Annotated in this window: 23 protein-coding genes; 9 read left to right on the top strand and 14 right to left on the bottom strand. The window is 46.3% G+C overall.

The genetic code is table 11. The annotated features are described in order from the left end of the window. Positions 1 to 599: 599 nt before the first annotated feature. Both MHB43_RS06470 and MHB43_RS06465 read right to left on the bottom strand, forming a co-directional pair. A complete protein-coding gene (locus MHB43_RS06470) occupies positions 600 to 2,384 on the bottom strand; it encodes a proline--tRNA ligase (RefSeq protein ID WP_339182597.1) in 1,785 nt (594 codons plus the stop codon). Positions 2,385 to 2,753: 369 nt separating this feature from the next. Next, positions 2,754 to 4,700, bottom strand: coding sequence for an FAD-dependent oxidoreductase (locus tag MHB43_RS06465; protein WP_260632574.1), 1,947 nt, complete (start codon positions 4,698 to 4,700; stop codon positions 2,754 to 2,756). A 378-nt stretch (positions 4,701 to 5,078) separates the two neighbouring features. Between MHB43_RS06465 and MHB43_RS06460 the strand changes: the two genes are divergently transcribed. Further along, positions 5,079 to 5,750, top strand: a complete 672-nt coding sequence (locus MHB43_RS06460; RefSeq protein ID WP_221819067.1) for a 3'-5' exonuclease — start codon at positions 5,079 to 5,081, stop codon at positions 5,748 to 5,750. 57 nt (positions 5,751 to 5,807) lie between these two features. Here the strand turns inward: MHB43_RS06460 and MHB43_RS06455 are convergent, their stop codons facing one another. The 3 genes from MHB43_RS06455 to MHB43_RS06445 all read right to left on the bottom strand — a co-directional run bounded on the left by MHB43_RS06455 (position 5,808) and on the right by MHB43_RS06445 (position 8,009). Then, complete coding sequence (locus MHB43_RS06455; RefSeq protein ID WP_076209866.1) at positions 5,808 to 6,779, bottom strand: YafY family protein; 972 nt, start codon at positions 6,777 to 6,779, stop codon at positions 5,808 to 5,810. 150 nt (positions 6,780 to 6,929) lie between these two features. Next, a complete protein-coding gene (locus MHB43_RS06450; protein WP_221819066.1) occupies positions 6,930 to 7,634 on the bottom strand; it encodes a hypothetical protein in 705 nt (234 codons plus the stop codon). A gap of 207 nt (positions 7,635 to 7,841) precedes the next feature. Next, positions 7,842 to 8,009 (bottom strand): hypothetical protein, encoded by a 168-nt coding sequence (locus MHB43_RS06445; RefSeq protein WP_221819065.1) that lies wholly within the window; start codon positions 8,007 to 8,009, stop codon positions 7,842 to 7,844. 330 nt (positions 8,010 to 8,339) lie between these two features. Between MHB43_RS06445 and MHB43_RS06440 the strand changes: the two genes are divergently transcribed. The 6 genes from MHB43_RS06440 (at position 8,340) to queF (ending at position 12,476) form a co-directional block, all read left to right on the top strand. Continuing rightward, a complete protein-coding gene (locus MHB43_RS06440) occupies positions 8,340 to 8,795 on the top strand; it encodes a hypothetical protein (RefSeq protein WP_036611459.1) in 456 nt (151 codons plus the stop codon). An 18-nt stretch (positions 8,796 to 8,813) separates the two neighbouring features. Then, positions 8,814 to 9,518, top strand: coding sequence for an AIM24 family protein (locus MHB43_RS06435; RefSeq protein ID WP_076209556.1), 705 nt, complete (start codon positions 8,814 to 8,816; stop codon positions 9,516 to 9,518). Positions 9,519 to 9,891: 373 nt separating this feature from the next. Next, the gene (gene queC / locus MHB43_RS06430; protein ID WP_221819320.1) at positions 9,892 to 10,572 is read left to right on the top strand and encodes a 7-cyano-7-deazaguanine synthase QueC; all 681 of its coding nucleotides are present in this window, start codon (positions 9,892 to 9,894) and stop codon (positions 10,570 to 10,572) included. After that, positions 10,569 to 11,060, top strand: a complete 492-nt coding sequence (gene queD, locus MHB43_RS06425) for a 6-carboxytetrahydropterin synthase QueD (RefSeq protein ID WP_100530025.1) — start codon at positions 10,569 to 10,571, stop codon at positions 11,058 to 11,060. Before queC ends, queD begins: the two co-directional genes overlap by 4 nt. Continuing rightward, positions 11,053 to 11,835 (top strand): 7-carboxy-7-deazaguanine synthase QueE, encoded by a 783-nt coding sequence (gene queE / locus MHB43_RS06420; RefSeq protein ID WP_221819063.1) that lies wholly within the window; start codon positions 11,053 to 11,055, stop codon positions 11,833 to 11,835. Before queD ends, queE begins: the two co-directional genes overlap by 8 nt. Positions 11,836 to 11,984: 149 nt before the next feature. Further along, positions 11,985 to 12,476, top strand: a complete 492-nt coding sequence (gene queF, locus MHB43_RS06415; protein WP_076319044.1) for a preQ(1) synthase — start codon at positions 11,985 to 11,987, stop codon at positions 12,474 to 12,476. A gap of 153 nt (positions 12,477 to 12,629) precedes the next feature. Here the strand turns inward: queF and MHB43_RS06410 are convergent, their stop codons facing one another. Continuing rightward, the gene (locus tag MHB43_RS06410) at positions 12,630 to 12,842 is read right to left on the bottom strand and encodes a hypothetical protein (RefSeq protein WP_221819062.1); all 213 of its coding nucleotides are present in this window, start codon (positions 12,840 to 12,842) and stop codon (positions 12,630 to 12,632) included. Positions 12,843 to 13,086: 244 nt separating this feature from the next. Here MHB43_RS06410 and MHB43_RS06405 point away from each other — a divergent pair, with 244 nt between their 5' ends. Further along, positions 13,087 to 14,361, top strand: a complete 1,275-nt coding sequence (locus MHB43_RS06405; protein WP_076319042.1) for an MFS transporter — start codon at positions 13,087 to 13,089, stop codon at positions 14,359 to 14,361. Between the two features lie 124 nt (positions 14,362 to 14,485). Here MHB43_RS06405 and MHB43_RS06400 read toward each other — a convergent pair whose 3' ends face one another. The 8 genes from MHB43_RS06400 to MHB43_RS06365 all read right to left on the bottom strand — a co-directional run bounded on the left by MHB43_RS06400 (position 14,486) and on the right by MHB43_RS06365 (position 23,760). After that, positions 14,486 to 14,974 carry a prolyl-tRNA synthetase associated domain-containing protein gene (locus MHB43_RS06400; protein WP_405131580.1) on the bottom strand — a complete coding sequence of 163 codons (489 nt, stop codon included), beginning with the start codon at positions 14,972 to 14,974 and terminating at the stop codon, positions 14,486 to 14,488. A gap of 58 nt (positions 14,975 to 15,032) precedes the next feature. Then, positions 15,033 to 15,878 carry an EcsC family protein gene (locus tag MHB43_RS06395; protein WP_237176646.1) on the bottom strand — a complete coding sequence of 282 codons (846 nt, stop codon included), beginning with the start codon at positions 15,876 to 15,878 and terminating at the stop codon, positions 15,033 to 15,035. Between the two features lie 195 nt (positions 15,879 to 16,073). Then, entirely contained in the window at positions 16,074 to 17,054 is a 981-nt protein-coding gene (locus tag MHB43_RS06390; protein WP_405131579.1) for a family 43 glycosylhydrolase, read from the bottom strand. A 900-nt stretch (positions 17,055 to 17,954) separates the two neighbouring features. Then, on the bottom strand, positions 17,955 to 19,376 hold the full coding sequence (locus MHB43_RS06385) for an arabinan endo-1,5-alpha-L-arabinosidase (protein ID WP_339185356.1): 1,422 nt from the start codon (positions 19,374 to 19,376) through the stop codon (positions 17,955 to 17,957). 56 nt (positions 19,377 to 19,432) lie between these two features. Further along, positions 19,433 to 20,275: a carbohydrate ABC transporter permease gene (locus MHB43_RS06380; RefSeq protein WP_221819058.1), complete on the bottom strand. Its 843-nt coding sequence runs from the start codon at positions 20,273 to 20,275 to the stop codon at positions 19,433 to 19,435. Positions 20,276 to 20,301: 26 nt separating this feature from the next. Next, entirely contained in the window at positions 20,302 to 21,192 is an 891-nt protein-coding gene (locus tag MHB43_RS06375; RefSeq protein ID WP_124117107.1) for a carbohydrate ABC transporter permease, read from the bottom strand. Between the two features lie 157 nt (positions 21,193 to 21,349). Further along, complete coding sequence (locus MHB43_RS06370) at positions 21,350 to 22,693, bottom strand: sugar ABC transporter substrate-binding protein (RefSeq protein WP_221819057.1); 1,344 nt, start codon at positions 22,691 to 22,693, stop codon at positions 21,350 to 21,352. A 131-nt stretch (positions 22,694 to 22,824) separates the two neighbouring features. Further along, complete coding sequence (locus MHB43_RS06365; protein ID WP_397376241.1) at positions 22,825 to 23,760, bottom strand: glycoside hydrolase family 43 protein; 936 nt, start codon at positions 23,758 to 23,760, stop codon at positions 22,825 to 22,827. Between the two features lie 373 nt (positions 23,761 to 24,133). On the opposite strand from MHB43_RS06365, the gene MHB43_RS06360 reads away from it, so the two are divergent. Next, entirely contained in the window at positions 24,134 to 25,051 is a 918-nt protein-coding gene (locus tag MHB43_RS06360) for a transcriptional regulator (RefSeq protein ID WP_017690213.1), read from the top strand. Positions 25,052 to 25,288 lie beyond the last annotated feature (237 nt).

Raw genomic sequence — 25,288 nt, 5'->3', positions numbered from 1 at the left:
GCTCAGCAAAGCAAAGTGCATATAGGCATGATCGCTTATATGGCGCAACAACATAACGAATCTATCTTGTCATACCAAAAGGGTGTCCCCAAACCAGATTACTGGTTAAGGGGACACCCTTTCGTATGTCAGTTCTTAAACATCCATCCACATCAGAGACTTCAACATTTCCTGTGGACATATCCTGCTGATCCTGACAATCATCTGAGGCAAAAATAAATCCCAGCGCAGCCTTTACGGACCAACTTTATCATGTAACTTCGACACCGAACTATATAAAAACTCTCCGGAATGACCGTGTTCATGCGGTTATTGTACATTTAATTTCGACATGTCTGTCTTCTCAACATTGCATACTTGCACATAGATCCGCCTGAGTAGGATCATCTTCAAATCCTAAATCATAAAACCATTTGCATACTAAATACATAGATCCAAATATAGTTATTTCGTATGATATCACTCATAAAATCCTGCCAAATTGCATGCCTATAGCCCTCTTTTTCATGCTCAGATTGGAATTTCAGCAATCAAAATCATCTACCGCATCATATTCGGTACTATTATATGAACTCATATAATTAGAAGATCCCCTGAATTTAGGAAGTGAGCTGTTCCTTCACATAACGTACAGCTTCCTGAGCCATTAACCCGATTCGTTTCGATTCACCTGATGCTGCAAGTGCGTGTGATCCCAGTTCGACCTGTCCTTCTGCTGCTCCTCTGCCAATGACGATCTGCACAGGCAATCCGATCAGCTCCGCATCCTTGAATTTCACACCCGGACGTTCATCCCGATCATCAACCAATACAGTGAATCCGCCATTGATCAATTGTTGTTCCAGTTCGAGAGTGAGCTGACGCTGCTGCTCATCCTTCCAACTTACTGTAATCAGATGCACATTATAAGGCGCAACAGCAACAGGCCATTTTATGCCATCATCTCCTGCATACTGTTCGGCTATCGCAGCCATCAGGCGGGATACGCCAATGCCGTAACATCCCATGACTGGCGCACACTGGCGACCATTACGATCCAGGAATGAAGCACCCATGGCATCACTATATTTCGTTCCCAATTTGAAAATATGTCCAACCTCAATACCTTTGGTAAACACAAGTGGTGATCCACATGTTGGACAAGTATCCCCTTCCGCAGCAAAGCGAATTCGTTCTACTCGCTCCAATGCAAAATCAATACCTGGGCGTACGCCGGAAACGTGTACATCCAGTTCATTGGCTCCTGTAATTGCACTCTTCATCACTGACACGTCAGCGTCTACCACCATCGGCAGATTTAGTCCAATCGGACCCAGGAATCCTACCTTCAGATTTGGATGTGCCGCAATGGCTGCATCGTCTGCAAGGATCAGTTCCTCTGCCCCCAACGCCTGTTTCAATGCGATGTCATTCAGTTCATGATCTCCACGCACAAGCGCAGCGACGAGCTGACCATCCGCTACATAAAGCAGCGTTTTGATCATATGTTCAGCACCTTTGCCCACAAAAGTGCTTAACTCAGCGATCGTACGAACGCCAGGTGTCGAGATGTGTACTACGTTTTCCGCTTCCGAATGTTCATCCGCTTGAAGCGCGGAGTCTGCACTCGCAGAGTCGGCTGGAACTTCCAAGCTTCCTTCTGTTTTCTCCATATCTCCAGAAGTCTGATAATCCGCTTTCTCCAGATTTGCAGCATATCCACAATGTTTGCAGGTTACAATCGTGTCCTCACCCACGTCAGCAAGAGCCATGAACTCGTGCGTTTCACCTTGACCGCCAATCGTTCCCGCGTCCGCCTCAACACGGATATAGTCCAGACCACAACGCTCCAGAATGCGACTATACGCCGTGTTCATCGCCTGATAAGTACGATCAAGCTCTTCCCAGTCCGAAGCAAAAGAGTACGCATCCTTCATGATGAACTCACGTCCACGTAGCAATCCAAATCGAGGACGACGTTCATCCCTGAACTTGGTTCCGATCTGGTACAGGGTGAATGGCAACTTCCGATACGAGTTCACTTCATCCCGTGCTAAAGCGGTTACGACTTCCTCATGTGTTGGTCCAAGAGCAAATTCCCGTGCATGACGATCCTTCAGACGCATCAATTCAGGACCATACTGTGTGTACCTTCCGGATTCTTCCCACAACTCCGCAGGCTGCATAATCGGCAGCAATACTTCCTGACACCCCGCACGATCCATCTCTTCTCGAACAATACGTTCAACGTTCAACAATATCCGCCGTCCGAGGGGCAGATAACTGTAAATTCCCGACGCCAATTGACGAATCATACCGGAACGCAGTAACCAGCGATGTCCCGCCGCATCTGCCTCCGCTGGCGCTTCACGTAAGGTTGGAACAAGCATTTCACTTTGACGCATCTGAACACTCTCCTAATTTTCCTTTTTTGTTATCAAAATACGGCGCATAAACAGCAAAAAGACACATCCGTCAAGGGACGAATGTGTCGTGGTACCACCCTTGTTTAACTGCAAATTAATCCGTTCGCAACCTATGCGATCTGTGACCTGCAGTCCTACGGGGCGTAACGGGCCCTGCCGGCGGAGGTTGCAACCCTGGATGGGCATTCTCTTCCGCAGCTCGCGAGGTAGGAATTATGAAGCAGCTACAGGAACCTTGCACCACACTGTTCCCTCTCTGTTGAAGCTGGCTTGCACAATCATGTCCTCGTTATAACGCTGTTCTCATTTTTGACCACATTAGTTCATTTACAAGTAATTGTCAACCAATTAGTCGAATACAACTCCTGAATAATACTCCACTACATCACGAATGAGCATAAACGCATCCCCATTGGTAAGTTTGTTCTTGTCAGCAATGCCAGCAAGCGTGTCGTCACTTATAAAGTTTTGCGTTTGCAATTGAGCAAGTGCCTGTTCAAGTGAAGTTTCCGTTTCTGAAGATCCCATTGCCAGACATAACATATACGCAGCCTGATCCAACGTTAAAGGTAGGGTTAAGGCATTCTCCATATTTGCTAGAGCTTGGTCGGCACTGCCTGTGTAGGCTTCTGGAAACATCGCTTGCATTCTTTTCAATTTACTTAAAAATCGTTCTGGATTCATTCCTTTATCCAGTTCCCAACCATCGTTATTATAATTGCCTGAAGTCATATACATACTCGCTGCAGCCAATAATCCCCTGTAATCCTTATGCTCCATATAATCAGGCTGCTCGAAACGATGTACTTTCAGATCCATCCCCTGATTCTCCAGCATCTTACGTAGTTCAGATGCTCGCTCTTCAGAAGTTGAGAGTTCGCGGAAGGACTCCTTATGCATATATGCCAGCTTGACCGCCGCTCCTGCTGCTTCTCCCTCTGCCATTCCCAGTGGGACAACTCTTGCACTACCGTGTGGGATGGTATCATAACTTGCTGCACGTCCAACGACGAGCAAACCGTCAACCTTTAGCGGTACAAGCGAGCGAAAGGGTACACCATATTGAATCGGACTCAACATAATCGTGCCGGGATTTCCAACACTCGTGCTCTGAATATCAATATCGTATGAACCGTATCCAATGGCATCCCAATGATCACGATTTTCCATGACATCAGCTAATGTTAATCGGTACTCGCCATAGATATGACGTGACTCCCTCACGTAAAGCTCGTCTGCTGTTCCAGCATATTGTAACCCTGCAAATTCATCATAATTTTTCTTCAGAAAATCAACAATTAGTGGGGCTTCTTTACGCCCGATTTCCAGACCTTTTTTCACAGATATCGGATCTAACGGATCTACCCCAAAGATCTGCATTGTATTAATCAAGATTGTATCATCATTTTGTCTTCCGATATTCAGACTGCGAATCTTAATATGTTGTGGATTGGAGGATTCATATTTTCTAGCATCACCGTACCCCCAAGCACTCATCTTATCAACCCCGGTTCCCTCTCTTTCCCTGAATTTTTGCCATACCTCATCAGTAACACCGCTTAACTTGAATACAAGCGTAGAGACCATTTTGGATTTACCATCTCCAATATCTTGTCTGCCTATGGAATATGGAACCCCTGCAGCGGCTGCAATATCCGCATCTTGCGTTGCATCAATGATGGAGCGGGTTGAGATCTGAACAGTTGTTCCATCTTCTTTAGTTATACTCATACCCGTTATTGTTGTGTGATCTCCCGTAGATTGTTCAGTAAGGGGAACTAATTCCTTAGCATTCATCAACAGGTCAATATTAGGTTCGGAACGAACCATCCGATAGAACATGTTAGCCGCTGTATTGGTATCAAATGAACTACCCTCGATCTGGTCAAACCATTCCTGGAAAATGCCTTTGTTCAAAAAGTCAGGCTGCCGCAAACTACTCAATAACTGCGGTTGTTCAGGGGAATAATTTAGATCCAGCGTATTAAGGCCTCCCTCGGTCAACAATCCTCCCAACATGTTGCGATCTCTTGCTTCCACCAGCAATACACGCATCCCATTACGAGCAGCTGATAAGGCAGCAGTAATACCTTCCGGATCCGTTCCAGCTACAATCACGTTATAGGAATCTTTCAGGTTTAGTGTAGATTGCACGTCCTCCAAAGGCTGCCATACATAATTATTATTAAATTTATAATTTTTGTTCCAGATATAGAATGCACCATATGCAGCGCCAATTAACACAATAAACACACTAGCTGTAATTGCTGTTATTTTCAATTTTCTACTAATCAAAGAAACAAACCTCCATATGTACTTTAAATTCAATAATACTAACTCGTGAACTAGTTTTCCTATGTTATACCAACAACCGACTAACCTTTTCTCCTTTCCTGCATGAGCATGCTATACATAATAAAAAACTCCCCAACACTTTAACGGTGTTAGGAAGTTTTGATAATAAGACGGAAAATTCTACTATTATGTTACCATAAATACAAACAAAATATAGGAAAGTCCCTAACTTTCCTCATTATAATGACCACTTTTTGACTCTTCGTTCATCCTGACTATAATGAATTCTCTAGCGATGGCTGACATGGCAGCACGTTCCCTGTAATATAGAGAAATAGAAATCTATCACAGGTATTAATCGATAAAGGAGCTTGTCCTATGCCATATATCATATATGATCTTGAATTCACGGTAAGCCGCAATACTCGCTATTCTTCTGAAATTATTGATATCGGTGCTGTCAAAGTTACGGAAAGTGCCGATGGATTGGTCGTAACGGATACGTTCCATACGTATGTTCGTCCTTCCAACAAGTCCGTGCTGTCCACTGACACGATTCAATTTACAGGTATCACGCAGAAAGATATTGATGCAGCCCCTCTTTTCCCGGCAGCACTGAACCAATTCATTGCCTGGATGGGAAGTGACCCCTATTACATGTGTTCCTGGGGACCCGATGACCGCAGCAAACTGATCTCTCATTGTCGTACCCATGAACTTGATGTGGCCTGGATCACCAATCATAACGATCTCCAGCAACAGTGGTCCCGCACCGTCCGCAAAGAAGGCAAATTCCGTCAACTCGGACTCGCTCAGGCTCTTGAAATCTGCGGAATCGAATTTGATGGTACCCAGCACCGTGCCTTGGATGATGCCATCAATACAGCAAAGGTATTTATGCATCAATTTGACCGATTCACGCTCGAAAACAACTGTGCAGCCGATGATGAGGGCATTACATCCAAGGTTGTCTATTCCAGCTCCACAGAAGATGAAGAGAAAGAATCACCTTTTGGCAATCTGGCAAGCCTTTTCAAAACCAAAGAGTAACTGTCCAAAGCACAGTACTTAATCGTGTTTTGCCTTAGGATGGATGGCATTCTAATCTCAACTTTTATTGTACATTTGTTGCCAATCATTCAGACGTTCTTTCATCTTGATGCGGCAGATCTCCGGTTCGAGGATTTCCGCATCAGGTCCATATTTAGATATCCATACGAGAAATTCGTCAACATCACTTAATATGGCTTCAAATAACAGGCTACCTTCCGGTTCAATGGTTAGGATCGGTCGCATAAAAAATTGCTCCTGCATCACACGCTCCACAGCATGGGGTGCAAATCGAATTTTGAACGCTGTCCACTCCGTACTTCCCTCGTATGCCCAAGGAATGCGGAAATGCGATTGTATGAGATGATCCTCTTTGCGAAACGTGCGTGGCAATATTCGTATCCTCTGCAGCCGACTTACCTGAAAGATTCGAAGTTTCTCCGACAGGTGACAATATGCTAACAGTTCAAATCTGTACTCGCGAGGGATAAGACAGTAAGGATCTATGCGTACGATCCCTTTTTTACCTTGAGACAGATATTCCCCTTCAATGGTGTTCTGTGAAATGCCAGCCTGAAGCAGGGGAATTAGAGATTGATTCTGTGGATCATTTCTCTCATTTTGCCATGCAGGCAACCCCAGTTTAAACAAACTACTAATATGCTCCGACCATTCCACTCGTTCTGTTTTGTTTTTCTGACTCGCAGCAACCACTTTCTCATAAGCGCTCTCAAAAGCAGGTTTCAGCAAAGGACGAATATTCTCCATAACTTCAGCAAGATGCATGAAAGCTTGGGCTTCTTCATCAGACCAATTTAGCGGATACATGGCAAATTGGCTGATAAACATGTACCCTTGCCCGTGTCCCATATTGGCGATCGGGATATGCATTGCACTGAGGGCCTCCATGTCGCGGTATATCGTCCTTTCCGTCGTCTCGCATCGCTCGGCAAGCTCACGTGCCAGAATACCTGGCTTGGCCTGTACCAGCGTTATAATGCGCATTAATCGGATTAGTCGGTCTGTCATTTTGCCGGACCCTCCACGATGTTGTTTCAATAAATTTGATACAACTCCATCCATTGTTTAATATGATATTGATACATACATTCGACCTTCTCCTAAACTTCACCTTCAAATATGTAGACTCACTCTAACCGTTACCATTTGAAATCAACCCTATTCCCCTAATATCTTTTTTTCACGATCATGATATCCGGTTGTAAACGTGATCTCGTAGTGATAACGTAGCTTTTCGACGATCTCGGCTTCCGCGTAATAGTCCAGATCCTGTTTCCGTGCAGCTTCAATTAACAATGCATCTGCATGACGACGCAACATATTGTTTCCCTCTTGAACCCGTCCTCTTTCGTAAGCGCGCAGGGCTTGTTTGATCAAGGGCACCGTTTCACTTAATTTGATCGTTTTCTCCACCTTGGGATCTTCGGGCTGTCGCAACATGCCCAGATGACTGGTGTACTGAATATACAACTGTTCTCTTCGTAACAATACACGTTGACTTTGTTTCAACTTCCTTGTGCTCCAATAGGCTGAACATACGGCAGCTTTTCCTGATGCACGGGGTCCCATGACGAATTCAAGCAAAATTTGCTTGCTTTCCCCCTTGTACATATCGCCAAGCCTCAGTACCCAGCCAATATCCGTTTCTTTGGAGCGACATCCATAGATACCTTTTAGCTGTACTCCATATTCCGGTTTGAGCAAAAGTTCCAAATCTCTTGATACAATTTTGGGTGCTATTTTCCTAAGTCTTTTGGCAGGGGCACCGTTACGCCACTCTACCATCATATATACGGGGTCGGCTCCCCCTGTCGGTATGGCCTCTTTATTCCACGAATAAGATACTTCAAAGACTGAGTTCACTGGTAGTCTCTCCCCCGATTTATATGTATTATCTTCTAAGTTATCAGGGTGAATGGACACTATATTGTCACGGAACACATGTTCTCATTAAATTTTTCCAATATATTAGTTTTATATCCCTAAATCCGTCTCAATACGACAATAAACGACGAAAAAGCCTGGCGCTATGCCAAGCTTTTCAATCACTTATCTATGACAAGTCCCAAATTAAACAGTAGGATGATCGATTCCCATTTTGTGTAAATACCGTGTGTTATCTGCTTCGGTTACCGGAGCATAGGTGACACTGTCAATGACCAGCTTACGGCCTACTGGCTCTCCATTAACAGTGATCATAATTGTTTTGGTTGATGTGTTCTGATCTGTTGTGTACATATCTTTCTACTCCTTCATGTTCACGATCTTATATTCAATCGGATATATTGGCATCATTCATTAAATTGCGCATTTGTGAATAGCATGCACCCGGAACTGAAGTAAAAGATCTGTAAAACGGTCCGGTGTGCTTGCCTATCGTTCTATTACCCCACAGAACTGTAAGTTAAACAGCCGTGTTCCTAAATCATTTTAAATATTTCGGGTAATAAAACGATATCATCTTGAACCCATCGTCCCGGTTTTGACGTATAATGTAAGAGCCGTATTTCAACAATAGACGACGAATTCGGCAATTGATCTATCTAACCGAAGAAAGAGGTGTTAACGATGCCAAAATCCATTCAGGGTTATTTCATTCGGGTGTTATTCACCACATGCATTCTATTTACCGTTTCGATCGCTTCGACAGTAAGTGCAGCCAGCGCCAATATTTTTACGGATATATACAGCGGATGGGAGCGAGTCTCCGAACTGCCCGGAGAAGTGAACGCTCTGCAGGAAAGTTATAAGCAAACAATGGAGCAATTAAATCAAACATCTGCTCAGTTGGGACAAGCCCAGGCCAATGTCGAAGCATTTAAGACCCAGAACGAACAACTGCTGGCTCAGAACCAGAAACTCACTGAAATGGTAAGTAAATTACAGGACGACCAGAATGCCAAAGCAGCTACCACCAAACGAATTCAGACGACGATCATCACTGTCGTTTCTCTCATATTGGGTTACTTTGTTCTGATTCGTGTGATGCGCTGGGGAATGCGTCGCCGTTCAGGCCGAGTATAAAAGAACAGGAGCAACTGCATGAACATACACCTGAACAATGCTGAAGCAGGCGGAGCAGGACAAGTCGTCACATTTTCACTGATTAAAGATGACCGCCTTCATATTTTGCATCCGCAGCAGATTGTGGCCTTTCGCGGTCCAAGTGGGAATCGCAATGATAAATTCATGAATATCACGGGCATATATCGCAAAAAAAAGCTGATTAAATCCGAAATCACCGGACCTTGCCAATTTGTGGCTGCCCTGCCTCCCGGATTCACCATGAAGGAAGTGGAGCTCACGGAGGACAGTGATCTGCTCTATGACTTCCGCCACCTGTTCTTCTACTCTGATGGTGTAACCATGCATACCAAAATTCAGAAAATCAAAAATATGCTGATCACCCGTGATGCAGTGAAAATGAAATTTTCCGGCAAAGGCAAAATCGGATTGCTCACTCAAGGTCAGGTCTGCCAACAGGAACTTCACCCAACAGCGCCGCTCTATGTGGATGCTGGCAGCATTATTGCTTATCCCGAAAATGCACATCTGGAACTCACCGTATATGGTAACAACCTTGCCAGTCAGCATATGAATTATCATTGGAAGATGACAGGACATGGATCTGTGCTCTTTCAGGCTGGACGTGAGAATCACCGCTTGGAACAGGATCTTAACGATGAGGGACTGTTCAAACGAATTCTGAAAGAAGTGATCCCTTTCGGTAATGTACTGATCAAGTAAGCTGTTATAGGATGGAACCGACCGATGAGCTGCCACTATGCTCCAGTGGGGTGGTCACCACACTGTTTCATGTTATAATGGTTCAGACAATTGAAGAAGAAAATCCATGCCTGTGGCATGGGAGAGGTTCGCGAACTCCCTCTACAAGACTTGACCATGCGATGGTCAGTATAAGTCTTGCGTACACGTTGCGGTCACCATGCAATCATGTACGTAAAAAACTAAGGACACTTACTCTTGCCTGCTTTTTTGAAGCGGTTATCGAGAAGGTGTGTTTTTTGATGGATGCCAGTTCATGAACTTCTCTGTTCTTCCGACACTCTATGCCTATGTGCATGGTTTGATCTCAAGAAGATAGAGAGGTTTTTTTATGTTGAACGAAGAAAAAGCAGTCGTTGTATTCAGCGGAGGTCAGGATAGTACCACGTGTCTGTTCTGGGCCAAACAACAGTTTGCCGAAGTCGAGGTTGTTACGTTTGATTACGGTCAACGCCACAAGCTGGAGATTGAATGTGCAGCCGAGATCGCTCGTGATCTGGGCGTACAGCAAACGGTACTTGATATGAGGCTGTTAAATCAGCTTGCACCCAACGCGCTTACTCGCACGGATGTGGAGATTACCCATGAAGAAGGCGAACTGCCGAGTACATTTGTAGATGGACGGAATCTGTTATTCCTCAGTTTTGCGGCCATTATGGCCAAGCAAAAAGGAGCTCGTCACCTGGTTACAGGTGTATGCGAGACGGATTTCAGCGGATACCCGGATTGCCGGGATTCATTTGTAAAGTCGATGAATGTGACGCTTAACCTGTCGATGGACTATCCATTTGTCATTCACACCCCGCTCATGTGGCTGGACAAAGCCCAAACGTGGAAGATGGCCGATGATCTCGGCGCCTTTGATTATGTACGCGAGCGTACCCTCACCTGTTATAACGGCGTGATCGGCGATGGCTGCGGAGAATGCCCTGCCTGCAAACTGCGCAAAGCTGGACTGGATCGCTATGTACAGCAACGTACTACTGCTGAATCGGCGGGAGTGGATGTACGATGAGAGAGCCGGGAACATTCCGTATTGTAGAGCATCTGCAACGCATCGGAGAAGATATTCTGCCCACCCAGCTGCGCTATCACCGCAAACGTGTGCTTGTAAGCAAAGAATTCACCTTTGACGCAGCACATCATCTGCATTGTTATGAAGGCAAGTGCAAGAACCTGCACGGTCATACGTATAAAGTTATTTTTGGTATCAGCGGTTATCCGGGTGAAACCGGGCTGACGGTTGATTTTGGACATATCAAAGATATATGGAAAACTCAGATTGAGGGATATCTGGATCATCAATACCTCAACGAGACACTTCCTTTAATGAATACCACGGCTGAAAATATGGTCGTTTGGCTGTTCGAACAAATGGAACATGCGCTCCAGACGGAACCATACGCCGGGCTGACCGATGGTGGGCGGACGGAGTTTGTCCGACTTTTCGAGACACCCACCAGTTACGCGGAAGCGAGACGGGAGTGGATGATCCATGAGTAGTGTGACACACCAGAAGCATACGGTGAATGAGACGGGATCTCGCAAAGAGGCTCGTATTCCCGTGATGGAGATTTTTGGACCGACGGTTCAAGGCGAAGGCATGGTCATCGGGCAAAAAACGATGTTTGTTCGCACCGCGGGCTGCGATTATCGCTGCTCCTGGTGCGACTCAGCCTTTACCTGGGACGGCAGTGGCAAGGACCAGATTCGAATGATTACGCCAGAGGACGTATGGGAAGAATTGCGCCGCGTTGGCGGCACCCGTTTCTCCCATGTCACCATCTCCGGCGGTAATCCCGCCCTGCTCGCTTCGCTGGGCGGATTGGTTGCCCTGCTGCGGGAGAACGGCATCCGCACCGCGGTGGAGACACAGGGCTCTCGCTGGCAGCCTTGGCTGGCGGACATTGACGAAGTCACCGTCTCGCCCAAGCCACCCAGCTCCGGCATGGACACCGATTGGGCCGTGCTGGATGATCTGATCGGACGGCTGGCAGCTGGTCCGGTAGAACGAAGTCACAGTCTGAAGATCGTGATCTTCGATGAGACAGACTTGGACTATGCCCGCCGTGTACATGCACGGTATCCGGGCACGGATTTATTTTTACAAACCGGGAACCCGGATGTGACTTCCGCTGAAACGCCAGATCTGGCGTCCTCACTGCTTGCTCGTTATGAGTGGCTGATCGACCAAGTCAGCGCCTCCGATGACCTGAATGATGTTCGTGTGCTTCCACAGCTTCATACGCTGGTATGGGGCAACAAACGCGGCGTGTGATGGGCAGTATGGGTGGAATGGGCGGCATGATGTAAGGATGAGGACGAAATGTCCTCAGACAAAAAAGAGAATTCAACAGGCAAAAATGCCTATTCATATATACCGCGAGGCTTCGGGCTTTGACGGAAACAAGGAGCGTTTAATAACCGATGAGACAACCTGATGAGATGCAAGATGTGACGTTGCTGGGTAACCAGAACGTAAAATATACGTTTGAATATGATCCGGGCATCCTGGAGAGCTTTGATAACAAACATCCGTACCGCGATTATTTTGTAAAATTCAACTGCCCGGAGTTCACCAGCCTGTGCCCGATTACGGGTCAGCCGGATTTTGCAACGATCTATATCAGCTACATTCCCGATGTGAAAATGGTCGAGAGTAAATCACTCAAGCTGTACCTGTTCAGCTTTCGTAACCATGGTGATTTCCACGAGGACTGTGTGAACATCATCATGAACGACCTGATCAAGCTGATGGACCCGCGTTACATCGAAGTATGGGGCAAATTCACACCGCGCGGCGGTATTTCCATTGACCCGTATACGAACTACGGTAAGCCGGGAACAAAGTACGAGCAGATGGCTGACCACCGCATGATGAATCATGATATGTATCCGGAGACGATTGATAATCGTTAAACTGGCGGGTAAATCAACTCTGCTATAACTTAAATAAATTATAGGACACAGAAAAGCCGAACTCTTCAAAACTGAAGAAGTTCGGCTTTTTCTTTGGTTAGCATACACCTGTATGAAACTTAAGTGTCTCAACGGAATGAGATCGCAGCGCATTCAAGTAGATTGATCTTCCTTTAGTGCTTTGACTTTTTTGACGTAATGTCTCAACATCAGCACACCAATTGATTGAAAAATGATAAATATGACGATGGAAGCAGATAGAGATTTCGGTGCAACATAGACAGCCAGAAACGTTATTACAGCCATATACAAAATAGTCATCACCAACTCACGTTTGGCGGATTCATAAGGTGATAAGGATTTCATATCCATCCCTCCTCTATGCTTCTTACACATAAATATGGATCTTCTTACAGTAGATGCTAAAGTAATACGTTTCTTTTGTAAATGTAATGGCTATAAAAAAACATCTATTGAATTCGTCAACGTTTTCTCTTGTTCCCCTTGTCGGTCCAATCAATCTATCCTATTATGTAACAATATGCTTACACGCATATATTACAACATCAGGCGCTGATCCCTCGTGACCGCGACCAAAGGAGAATTGTACATGTCTACACAAACCTCATTAACCAAGGACGCCACAGCACGTTCGAAAAACCCACCCGGATTGGATGCCCAAAGCACCGTATACCGGATACTCATTGCGATCAGTCTGGTTCATCTGTTCAATGATTCAATCCAGTCGGTCATTCCCGCCATTTTTCCGATTCTGAAAGACTCTATGCATCTCACGTATACTCAAATCGGATGGATCTCATTTGCTATCAACTTTACCGCTTCCATTATGCAGCCTGTCGTAGGCTGGTTTGCTGATAAAAAACCGACACCATCTATCCTGCCCATTGGCATGGGTTTTACATTTACCGGCATGTTGCTGTTGGCCTTCGCTGACAGTTATATGGCTGTCCTGATTTCCGTTATCTTTGTCGGTCTGGGTTCCGCTGCTTTCCATCCGGAAGGTTCGCGTGTATCACACATGGCTGCCGGGCAACGCCGTGGACTGGCACAGTCCATCTTCCAAGTCGGTGGTAACGCTGGGCAATCCCTTGCCCCATTGCTTACACGTTGGATCTTTATCCCGTTTGGACTGTTCGGTGCCATTGGATTTACAGGCATTGCTGCCATGGGGATTGCAGTTCAGATCTACATCGCCCGTTGGTATGGACGCATGCTGCAATCGGGAGGATACCTGCGTAGACAGGCTGCTGCTCGTCGTGCACCCAATCCTGCTTTACGCAAAAAGATTACTGCCGCCATTACGCTATTAATTTTGCTCGTCTTTGTTCGTTCCTGGTATATCGCTTCCATCGGCAGCTTCTATGCGTTTAATCTGAAAGATACCTTTGGATTGTCCACAGAGGACGCGCAGATCTATATCTTCCTGTTCCTGGCTGCCGGGGCGCTTGGTACGTTCTTCGGAGGCCCACTGGCGGATCGATTCGGCAAACGTAATCTGATCTTCCTGTCCATGGCCGGAGCTGCTCCACTTGCTCTGTTGTTACCTTATGCGAATCTGTTCTGGACAGGCGTACTGCTAACCATTATTGGTTTTATCATGTTATCCAGCTTCTCGGTTACGGTTGTATATGCACAAATGCTGATTCCGGGCAAAATCGGAACGGTTTCCGGTCTAATTACTGGTCTGGCATTTGGTATGGGCGGCCTGGGCGCACTCGTGCTGGGTAACTGGATTGACGTTTTCGGTGTATCACCGGTAATGCAGATGTGCAGCTTCCTGCCCCTGCTCGGGATCTTCACTTTCCTGCTTCCATCCGATAAATTACTGAATATCTGGGCGAAAGAAAATGGTAGTGAAGAGTAACCTACATCTGCAGTCTAAATAAATGTTTGAATCGCAAGAAAAAGGTTCCCGCCATCTCTGTATATACAGAACGGCAGGAACCTTTTTGTTATATTTGTTTTTCTCGTATTTAGCTTCAAACGTATTATTCAACGTCACACATGACAACGCTGCTACCATGAGCTGTAATCAGTTCCTTCACATCTTCTAATTCAATGAATACCGTCGCCGTATTTTCCATGGGATGAATTCCAATTTTCTGACCAACTAGATCCTTGTCAAAAACTACGGTCACGTTTTTCTGAATATTATTGAGAACCCCCATTGGATTTACATGGCCCTTTTCCAATCCGAGGAATTCCAACAAATCCTTTTCACTGGCAAAACTTAATTTGCGGCTCGGTATCTTTTCGCTTAAACTTCTCAAATCAACGGACTTCGTACCAGCAATTGTCACCAGATAATAGTTGCGCTTCTTGTCATCACGCAGAAACAGATTTTTAACGATACGTTCTGTATGTGGAATCTGACAAGAGAATATTTCCTCCATCGTGTATACTGCGGGATGTTCAAAACTTTCGTAAACGATATTATTGCGATCCAAAAGATCATAGAAACCCTGTTTGTTTAACATATCAAATTCAACTCTTTCAATATAAATGTTCTGCTCTAGTATTACTTCTTCTGTAATATTACTTTAACCGCTGAAGGATCAGCCGTTTTTTGTACAACATTTTGCCTGCTTCGGCTACATCTCGAATTGTATTTTTGTTGCTCACGGAACCAAACACCATGCCAGCAATCGGCACGAGTTGGAACAGCTTCTTCCAGCCAAAAGATTCACTGTAGGAGTTAAACACTTCCCGCCACCCCTGCATCTGCGATACTACTTCAATGGGTTTGTCGGGATCATCATAAGCGGCCAGTTCTTCAATGATCGCTTTCTTGCCTACAATATCTGCGGAAGAGAATTGCAGACATTTGACAATAAAGATGCGCTCCAGCGGTTCATCCGGATCATAACCGTAACATAGAGCCATCTCTTGCAGTACCTTCAAGGAAAGCCCCATCACCATCGGAATATCTGCTGCAATGGTTACAATGCCACCAAAGCCTGTAGCTGCTCCCTGAGCCGCGGCAAACTTCGTTCGACTGTCAGTAATGTTATCGGCCACCTGGTCCAGCACCTGAAGTGGCAGATTCTCTACACTATGAATCTTGGCTGTCCCCTCCGCTTCAGCATCCTGCTCCAGACGATAGGTCGTATCCATCATGGAATAACCGGACCTCTCGGCTTCCTCTTGCAGCAGCTTGGCTACTTTTTTCTTCTGTACGAGGAACTTGCCTCCATTCTGCACATACTGACCCACGTCGTTCAGGGAATCTCCGATTTTTTGTTTCAGCGCTTTAGGCATCACTTTATCCAACATCGCAAAGGGCAAACGCCCGAGTTTATCCCAAATAAACAAGTCTTTCTGTTGTTTCTCCCATTTCAAAATCTGTTCAAGTTCCTTGTCCAATGTCTCGCGTGAATCCATATGTGATCCTCCTAATAGGTTCTGCATCGTAATCTGTATCTTTCTCATACGCAGAAATCATCGTTGTGGTTGCTTTGTTTTTATGTCCAGACACATATGTTCAGACCGCTCTATCTTATCGTTCACATACGGAAGAGCCCTTAATCAGCATCACTCGCTAACTAAGGACTCTCGTATGAAAGGTTTCACTACCTCTTATTTTGCTTCTACTACTGCTTTTCCATCTGGAACCGGAACACCGAAATCAGGTGTGCCATCTTCACGCCAATGAATCACTTGAGCACGGGCGTGACGGTTTGGATCATACAAGGGATCACCCTCGATGTCTTTGTAATTACGCGCATGATAAATCAGAATATCGGTCTTGCCATCCGGCGACACGGTAAAGCTATTATGGCCCGGACCGTATTGGCCGTTCGCTTCACAAGTCTGGAACACCGGCTCGGGTGATTTCACCCAGCTGGCCGGATCAAGCAAGTCGGCATTTTCATCTGCGGTGAGCAGACCCATACAATAATTGTAATCGGTCGCGCTTGCCGAGTAGCCGATAAACAACCGTCCATTCCGATGCATCACGGCTGCTCCTTCATTGACTTTAAAGCCGATGATCTCCCAATCGTACTCTGGCGTAGAGATCATGACCTGTTCGCCGCGTAGCGTCCACGGGTTTTCCATTTCGGCAATGTACAGGTTCGAGTTGCCCACAATCTCAGGATCTTTCTGTGCCCAGACCAGATAGCGGATACCCTTATGTTCAAAGGTTGTTGCATCCAGCGCAAATGATTCCCACCGTGTGTGTATCTGTCCCTTTTCTACCCACTCTCCTTCGAGTGGATTCGCGGAATCGTTCTCCAGAACATACATCCGATGATCGAACAGACCTTCGTTGGTCTCACTGGTGTGAGCCGCAGCATAGTGTATGTACCATTTGCCATCGATAAAATGAATCTCCGGTGCCCAGATGTTGGCACTCATTGGCCCCGTGTCACGCTTGGTCCAAGCCGTTACCGGCTCAGCATTTCTTAACTCTTCCAACGTCTCTGCTCGCCGGATCTCAATCCGGTCAAAGGCTGGTACGGAAGCGGAGAAATAATAGTAACCGTCTGTATGGCGGTAAACCCACGGATCAGCGCGCTGCTCCAGGATGGGATTAGTAAAGGTAATGGAATCAGTCATGGGAATGCTCCCCTTTCAAATGTTGTTTGGCTCGAAGTTGGGGGATGTAACCCAATTGCGAAAAAAACGAAAACCCTTTTGGGTGGTGCACAGCGGACGTTCGGGGGTGGCAGGGCCTTGGTGCTCTCTTGTCCTCCGATTTCTTTTTCCCACCGCTCCTGGCGGTTGAAATCGGAGGACAAACTCGCTCCTGCGGCTCCTTCCTCCCCCTCACTGCTTGTGCACCATCAGAGCGGCAGCTCGCTCTTACCGCGCTCGCTGGGTTACAACCTCACTTCGAGCCTTTTTTGTTGGCTCGATCTTATGGGGTCGACCGCTTCGCAGGGTCAACTCTCCCCGTATTTAGAGCATGATTGGCCTCAGACATAGGCCAACTTTGTCATGCACAGCGGACGCTTGGGGGTGGTAGGGCCTTGGTGCTCTCTTGTCCTCCGATTTCTTTTTCCCACCGCTCCTGGCGGTTGAAATCGGATGCCAAACTCGCTCCTGCGGCTCCTTCCTCCCCTCACTGCTTGTACACCCTTGGCGCAGCAGCTCGCTCTTACCGCGCTCGCTGGGTTACAACCTCACTTCGAGCCTTTTATTGTGGCTCAGTCTTATGGGGTTGACCGCTTCGCAGGGTCAACTCTCCCCGTATTTAGAGCATGATTGGCATCAGACATAGGCCAGCACAGATGAATCTTGGGTGTCTATCTGCGTTAGCGCAGCTTAATAGGACAGCTTGGATACACAGCGGACGTTCGGGGGTGGTAGGGCCTTGGCGCTCTCTTGTCCTCCGATTTCTCTTTCAACCGCTCTTGGCGGTTGAAATCGGATGCCAAACTCGCTCCTGCGGCTCCTTCCTCCCCCTCACTAACCTTGGCGCAGCAGCTCGCTCTTTTCGCGCTCGCCGCACGCCCCTTATTCCTCCGCTGCGCTGATCTGCTTGCCCCAGACCGCGATGCCGTGGTCATTGAGGCCTGTCACCACCAGCGCGGGCTGGCTTCGCTCCCAGTCCCAGGACGGGAGCAGTCGCAACTCTTCCGTGGAAGCTCCGCCCCATGGGCTTTCTTTCCACTTCAACGTCAGTGTTTGTTTACCATCAAATGTCCAGGTTCCTGAACCCTTTTCGCTTTTAATCTTACCGTTGCTTGTTAGGGTATAAGGCACGGCTTGAATCTGCCCGTCCACGGACGGATCAAGTGCCATGCCTTCCCACTCCCCGGCAATCATGGACTTCGGAATGTCCTGTACAGTCTCACCGGCGTAACGCTCCGGTGAAACGACAGGCCAGCCGTCCTTGGTCCATAACATTTTGCGTACATGCAGATAGGGCCAGTTTTTATCCGTCTCACCCCGTGCATGATGCACGATGTAATAATCGTCTCTGTCCTTCAGAACGGAGTTATGTCCGGGCGCAACCCAGCCCTCGCCTTCTGTGAAGCGATAACCGCCGAGAATTTTGGTGCCGATCTCATATTGCGGCAGATACTCTGTATCCAGCATGTTATTGCCGTTTATGTCCGTGTACGGTCCTGTGATTGAATCAGCACGCGCAACCCGCACGTTATAGTCCTCGAATAAAGAATCATAGGAGACGAACAGATAATACTTTTTGAACTCCTGGTTATACACAATGTATGGACCTTCGACTGCACCTTCTTCGGTAGCACGATCCCGAGCAGCAATGCGAGTACCATAACCCTCGTCCTTGAATTTCCCGGTGTCGGGATCAAGTGGCGCAATGTAGATGCCGTCAAAGAATGAACCATATACCATCCACGAATTGCCCTCAGCATCCACAATAGGATTGGCATCAATGGCATTTAATTTGTCCTGTTCATTCGCAGAGGTTTTCACAACCAGTCCTTCATCTGTCCAAGGACCTTCAGGAGATGAGGATGTCTGAAGACCAATAGCCGACTGGGTGCTGCCAAAAGAAGAAGCCGAATAATACATCCGATAGGTATCACCAGCCTGAATTACATCCGGTGCCCACAGATTGACCGCACCTGTCCAGTCCAGCGCTTCTTGCGGAATCCCGGGCAGAGCTTGACCTACCCACTTCCAGTGGATCAGATCATCCGATTTGCGTACCATAACGCCGGGTTTCGCTTCTCCTGCTACACGAACGTCTGTGGAATAGACGTAGTATCCCTGATCGGTTTTGATAATGGCCGGATCATGCGCATTGTTGACCGTCCAACGGGATTCATCATCCAGTATGGAAGTGTCATACAGCTGAGTATCTTGGGGAGCTTCAGGAAAGACCGGCCGGGACACCGTTTCTTCTGCCCCTTCTCCATCACAACCCGTAGCCCCAGTAATCAACAACAGCAACATGGAAGCAACAACCCCTCTCTTCGAAAATGTCCACCCTCGGAATCTCTTCCGCTGATTCATCCCTTCACTCCCGAAATGGCAACCGATTCAATAATCTGTTTCTGGAAGATCAAGAAGATGATTAAAACCGGTAACAGAGCCACAATCGACGCTGCCATAATAAGTGGATAATCCGTCTGGATTGCATACGTGGCATTGAAGTTCGCTATAACCAGCTGCAGCGTCTGCTTCTCCGGTGAATTCAGATAGATAATCGGTGCGAGATAATCGTTCCAGATCCCCATGAACCAGAGAATTAACTGTGCAGCAACGGCAGGTTTAATCAATGGGAATGTGATACTGGAATAGAGCCGGAAATAGGAACTTCCATCAATTTTGGCTGCTTCAATAATGGCATCTGGCACACTAAGCAGATATTGCCGGAGGAAGAAGATCATAATCACATTACCGAACAACCCCGGTACAATAAGCGGCAATAATGTATCAGTCCAGCCAAGCTTAGAGAACATCATGAATTGTGGAATCATGACTGTTGGATATGGAATCATCATGGAAGCAAGCAAAGCAAGAAACAGTTTGTTTTTATGTGGAAATCTCAATTTGGCAAAAGCAAACGCAGCGATACTGGATGTAAACGTACCGACGATCGTTACACTTACCGCGATAATGAGGCTGTTTTTGATCCCGCTTAGCAACGGGCCTGCTTCCCAGATTTCCTTATACTTTCCAAATTGAAATACTTCAGGTATCCACACTGGTGGAAGCGCGAATACATCCTGCTTCTCCTTCAATGAAGTGGATAGCATCCAGATCAGTGGTGCAACCATCGCAATAGCACCGATCGCGAGTACGATAAAAATGATCGTGTTCGTTAAATTCCTTTTTTGACTGTAAGACATCTCCGATTCACTCCTTCCCTTGACAATTAATCCCCATCATAGGCTGATTTTTCGTTCATTTTGAATTGCACCAAGGTAATGACAAAAATGAAAATACCAAGAATCATAGCCATGGCTGACGCATAACCCATCTGAAGGTTACTGAAGGCTTTCTGCCAAATGTAGAAGACAATCGAAGCGGATGAATATTCAGGACCACCTGTAGGCGTCATAATGTTCATCTCGGTAAAGATCTGGGAACCGCCAATGATATTCGTAACGACGAGGAAAAAGGTAACAGGCTTCACCATCGGCCAGGTGATATTGCGGAAAATCTGGAACCCATTGGCTCCATCCAGTTCAGCCGCCTCATAATATGTACGTGATACACTTTGCAGCGCTGCCAGGTACAATAACATGGTGTACCCCAAACCTTTCCATACCGTCATAATAATCAGTGCTGGTTTGACTGTGTCTTTGTTCGCGAGCCAGTTGGGACCCTCAATGCCAAACAGGCCGAGGAACTGGTTCACCAGACCGTAATCCCCGTTATACGCCCAGTTCCACATGATGGACACCGCAGCCAGGGAGGAGATGACCGGAATATAATAAATGACACGGAAGGTCGTAGTCCCGGGAATTTTACGATTCAAACCCATAGCCAGCAACAAGGCCAGCAAAAGGCCAATCGGGATCCCGAGCATCAGGAAGAATGTATTAAACATCGCTTTGTAAAATAAGTCATCCGTTAGCAAGTCCTTGAAGTTGGCCAATCCGATAAAGTTCATCTGTCCCAGTCCATCCCAGTCGGTAAAGGAACCATAGAGGGAGTAGAGGAATGGGAACATGACAAAGATCAGCAACCCAAGAATCGGAGGTAAGATAAACAGATATCCGTACAGCATCTCTTTGCGATACAAACTCGATTTCGTAATCACGGCGTTCACCCCTGTTTCTAGTATCAGCATGTGGCATTCTTCGATTGAACCTTGCCGATCAACGAATGCCACATGCCCGTATGGAATCCAATAATACCCAATACGAATGATGCCAGCAGCATGATTGCAGGCTGCCGGCATCACCCTTTCCTATCTACTATTTCTGAGATTTCTGTTCCTGTTCAACCGCTTTGTCGAGCAGCTTCTGCATTTTGGGCTGTTGTTGCTTCACATAATCTGCGGCTGTAATCTTGCCATCCAAAACCGGCTGGATGTCTGTGAAGAAGAGGTCATACCATTCCGCATTGTACGTGTAGTTACCTGGCAAAGAACGTCCGTAATCCTCTACGATATCAATGAATTCCTGCTTGTTGGATGGTTTCGTGGATGTATCTTTGGCCCACTCGTCTGCCATATCAAGCAGATTCGGAATCTGTACCTTGGCATCTACCAGTTGCTGCATACTTTCTTTCGAAGCGGTTAGGTAGTTCACCAATGCTGCCGCTTCTTCCGGATGTTTCGATTTAGCAGATACCCCGATTCCCAGGGAACCAATCCACGTAGCCGACTTGCCAGTCGATCCCGCAGGGAAAGGTAACAAATCATACTCAAAAGGCAATTTCTCGAATGTACTCATATCCCAAGGACCTACAGGGAAGAAGGCCATTTCACCTTTCATCCAGCGTTGGTACGTATCCAATGTTTGCGCTTCCTCAATGGAAGGTGTAATGTTGTATACGTTCTGCATATCCGCGAAGAACTGCAGAGCTTCTGCGAATTTCGGATCATCAATGGTTACCTTCGTTTTGCTGTCATCCAGCCAGTCCCCGCCATTGCTCCATACAAAGGATTGCAGTGCCCACTGTACGTTAAAACCTGTACCGAATACATCCGGTTTACCGTCCCCGTTGGTATCCTTAGTCGCTTGCTGATTCACCTTAATGAACTCTTCCCATGTATATGGTTTATCCTTGTCAGGGAGTGGAATGCCTTCTTTTTCAAACAAAGTCTTGTTGTAGCCTAGTGCAAATGGCCCGAGGTCCTTCGGCATGCCGTAAAGATCACCCTGTCCTGCCATCTTGCCATCATAACGGTATAGATCCACTCCATATTTCCAGATGTTATTCAAATCAACATCCGCATTATTTTCAATGTAAGGTGTAAGATTCATGAGAACATTGCTGTTCACATAGGCCTTAATATCGCCTGGGTTAAAATAAAATACGTCAGGCAAGCTGTTGCCTGTAATTGCCGCTCTCAGCTTGGTCGCATATTGATCTGCAGCCGTTACAATAATTTTGACTTTCACACCCGGATGATCTTCTTCGAATTTCTTGACTACCGCCTGGTATGCTTTCTGCTCATCTGTGCCCCCGCGGAACATAAACGTTAACTCCTTGTCCCCACTTGCACCGTTGCTCCCTCCTCCGCAGCCCGCAAGTACCAGTGCACTTACCAGCATAAGAAGCATAAATGTGACCCAATTTTTTTTCTTTACCATCTGAACCCCTCCTGATCTGGATTTGTAACCGTATTCAATTGGATGAAATAAGATTTCTGTTGTTAATTTATCAAATCCAGATCACTTTAGTCAACACTTTTATAAAACATTTTATATTTATCTAAAACAAATCAATACTTCGGCCATCCATTAGCGTCCCACAACAAGTCATTAATCAACAATTTCGGATTGCCATTATCCTCTGCATCATAGGCGTGTCGTGCAATGACATTCCCGTTATACACGTCCTGACCACCTGGCCCTTTCCATTTCACATTGCCGGTATCGAGTACCGTTCCGCCGCCATTCAGCATATTCACTCCGTTTTTATCCACATAAGGGCCTGTAATACTGGTCGAACGTCCATAGACCATTTTGTAGGTACTGTTCACCCCTTGGCAGCAAGAATCAATGGAAGCAAACAGGTAATAATAACCACCACGATATACAATACTTGGTCCCTCAATAGCACCTCCGTTATTCGGGCGCGCAGCAATGGAAGTTATACTTCCCGTTGGTTTCATCGTATTTTTGTCCAGCTTGACAATCTTCAGACCGCTCCAGAAAGAACCAAAGGCCAGCCATGGATTACCTGAAGCATCAATGACCAGATTCGGATCAATAGCATTATAATTATTGGCGGTCGTGGTTTGAAGCACCAATCCTTCGTCCTTCCATTGCCCTGCTCCAATGCTGTTCGCAGAAGCAAGACCAATCGCAGACCGATTGGAGCCAAAGGTGGAGATCGAATAATAGAGCCATACTTTTCCGTTATACTGCTCTACATCCGGTGCCCATACATCCAATCCGCTTTGTCCCGGAACGGCAGAAGCCCACCAGGATGGCTTACTTAAGAAGATTTGTGGAACACGATACCAGGACGATCCATTATCGGATTTCAATACTTGAATGCCCGGACCCGTTGAAAAGGTGTACCACGAACTGCCCTCTTTGATAATCGACGGATCATGAACAGCGGTATCTCCGGTCAGATTCCAGAACGCCGCCAAAGCTTTTGACTGACCTGCCAGCAGTAATACCACCACAAGTAATGCCGGTAACGTCAACCGTTTCCACTTAAACCTCTTCACATTGCTTAACTTTTCCAAACCAAACTCCACCTTTCCTGATCAAATGGTTAATTAGGTTCATGAAGTAATGAATCAATTTAGGTATAATAGGATTATAAAAGCGGTTACATGACATTTCAATGGTATATTTCAAATATATGTGAACTGATTAACACTTATTTTAACCGGAATAGTGAACAAAATATAGATTATATTTTCGTATTTGCGCTATACACAAGGGTTTTGGCTTCTATTTCTCCACCCTTCCCTTCCATGAGGGAATGATTTATAATTATCTGAAATAAAACATATAAATGTGCAAATGTCTGTGTCGAAGACTTTGTTCAGAACGGGGAAAGGAAATCCACCTATGATTTATATTAAAGATCTGATGTCGGGTGTGAATATCTTCAAAGCGCTCAGTTCGGAAATCCGGATTCAGATCATCGAGCTTCTGGCCAAGAACCAAAGCCTTAATCTCAATGATCTCGCAACCAAGCTGGGATTGAGCAATGGCGCCATTACGATGCATATCAAGAAACTTGAAGAGAGCGGATTGATCGAGATCAACACCGCTGTTGGCAAACATGGAATTCAGAAGATATGTTATCTCAATGAGGAAAAATTGATGGTTGATCTGCGTTCACAGGAGATTAACAATCGTTATGAAGTGGAAATACAGGTCGGTCATTACAGCGATTATCAGGCTGCACCTACATGTGGTCTCGCTACCCGGGACAGCATTGTTGGAGAGTTCGATGATCCGCGTTACTTTGCTGATCCACTGCGAATTGATGCGGAGATGATCTGGCTGGCTGAAGGTTATCTGGAATATCGAATTCCAAACTATCTCAAACCCAATCAGTCCTTTAGCGAAATTCAATTGTCGATGGAACTGGGATCAGAGGCCCCTGGCTTTTGTGACAATTACCCTTCGGATATTTACTTCTATGTCAATGGGATTGAGATTGGCTGCTGGACAAGTCCAGGGGATTTTGGCAATACACGCGGTACCTTCAACCCGGAATGGTGGCCTCCCCACTTGAACCAGTACGGCATGCTGAAGCTGATCCGAATCACGCAGGAAGGCAGCTATATTGATGGGTGTCGTATCTCGGATGTAACGCTGGACCAGATTGGGCTGGATTACAAAAGCGATATTCACTTCCGTATTGCGGTTACCGATGGACCTCTCAACAAACGCGGTTTAACGATCTTTGGCAAAAACTTTGGTAACTATGGACAGAATCTGCTCGCTCGGGTTCTCTATAACGTGCAAGAGGAATAGAGCCTACTCTGACTAAATGCCCATAATAAAAGCTCAACAGAACTGCCAAGATACCTAAGATACCTGTTCTTCTTCACAACAATAATGTACCTTGTAAAGAGTGCGATCCAGCACTCTTTTTTGTTGCTTCATCCCAACCAATCCCTTGTTCATTCAGGCTGGGACAAAACATAGTAGATTATAATGACCCTCTGTAGTCATCCATCTTGTTCACTGTGTCGTGATATAATAATGGCC

Source organism: Paenibacillus sp. FSL H8-0317 (assembly GCF_045040685.1).
GTDB lineage: Bacteria > Bacillota > Bacilli > Paenibacillales > Paenibacillaceae > Paenibacillus.
This window is presented reverse-complemented; position numbering and strand designations above follow the sequence as displayed.

Bases quoted from the DNA above. Each gene is read 5' to 3' on its own strand.
- MHB43_RS06370 (WP_221819057.1), bottom strand. From the start codon at position 22,693: ATGGTAAAGAAAAAAAATTGGGTCACATTTATGCTTCTTATGCTGGTA.
- queF (WP_076319044.1), top strand. From the start codon at position 11,985: ATGAGACAACCTGATGAGATGCAAGATGTGACGTTGCTGGGTAACCAG.
- MHB43_RS06360 (WP_017690213.1), top strand. From the start codon at position 24,134: ATGATTTATATTAAAGATCTGATGTCGGGTGTGAATATCTTCAAAGCG.
- MHB43_RS06395 (WP_237176646.1), bottom strand. From the start codon at position 15,878: ATGGATTCACGCGAGACATTGGACAAGGAACTTGAACAGATTTTGAAA.
- MHB43_RS06470 (WP_339182597.1), bottom strand. From the start codon at position 2,384: ATGCGTCAAAGTGAAATGCTTGTTCCAACCTTACGTGAAGCGCCAGCG.
- MHB43_RS06460 (WP_221819067.1), top strand. From the start codon at position 5,079: ATGCCATATATCATATATGATCTTGAATTCACGGTAAGCCGCAATACT.
- MHB43_RS06410 (WP_221819062.1), bottom strand. From the start codon at position 12,842: ATGAAATCCTTATCACCTTATGAATCCGCCAAACGTGAGTTGGTGATG.
- MHB43_RS06400 (WP_405131580.1), bottom strand. From the start codon at position 14,974: ATGTTAAACAAACAGGGTTTCTATGATCTTTTGGATCGCAATAATATC.
- MHB43_RS06435 (WP_076209556.1), top strand. From the start codon at position 8,814: ATGAACATACACCTGAACAATGCTGAAGCAGGCGGAGCAGGACAAGTC.
- queE (WP_221819063.1), top strand. From the start codon at position 11,053: ATGAGTAGTGTGACACACCAGAAGCATACGGTGAATGAGACGGGATCT.
- MHB43_RS06455 (WP_076209866.1), bottom strand. From the start codon at position 6,779: ATGACAGACCGACTAATCCGATTAATGCGCATTATAACGCTGGTACAG.
- MHB43_RS06385 (WP_339185356.1), bottom strand. From the start codon at position 19,376: ATGTTGCTGTTGTTGATTACTGGGGCTACGGGTTGTGATGGAGAAGGG.
- MHB43_RS06440 (WP_036611459.1), top strand. From the start codon at position 8,340: ATGCCAAAATCCATTCAGGGTTATTTCATTCGGGTGTTATTCACCACA.
- MHB43_RS06380 (WP_221819058.1), bottom strand. From the start codon at position 20,275: ATGTCTTACAGTCAAAAAAGGAATTTAACGAACACGATCATTTTTATC.
- queD (WP_100530025.1), top strand. From the start codon at position 10,569: ATGAGAGAGCCGGGAACATTCCGTATTGTAGAGCATCTGCAACGCATC.
- MHB43_RS06405 (WP_076319042.1), top strand. From the start codon at position 13,087: ATGTCTACACAAACCTCATTAACCAAGGACGCCACAGCACGTTCGAAA.
- MHB43_RS06390 (WP_405131579.1), bottom strand. From the start codon at position 17,054: ATGACTGATTCCATTACCTTTACTAATCCCATCCTGGAGCAGCGCGCT.
- MHB43_RS06445 (WP_221819065.1), bottom strand. From the start codon at position 8,009: ATGTACACAACAGATCAGAACACATCAACCAAAACAATTATGATCACT.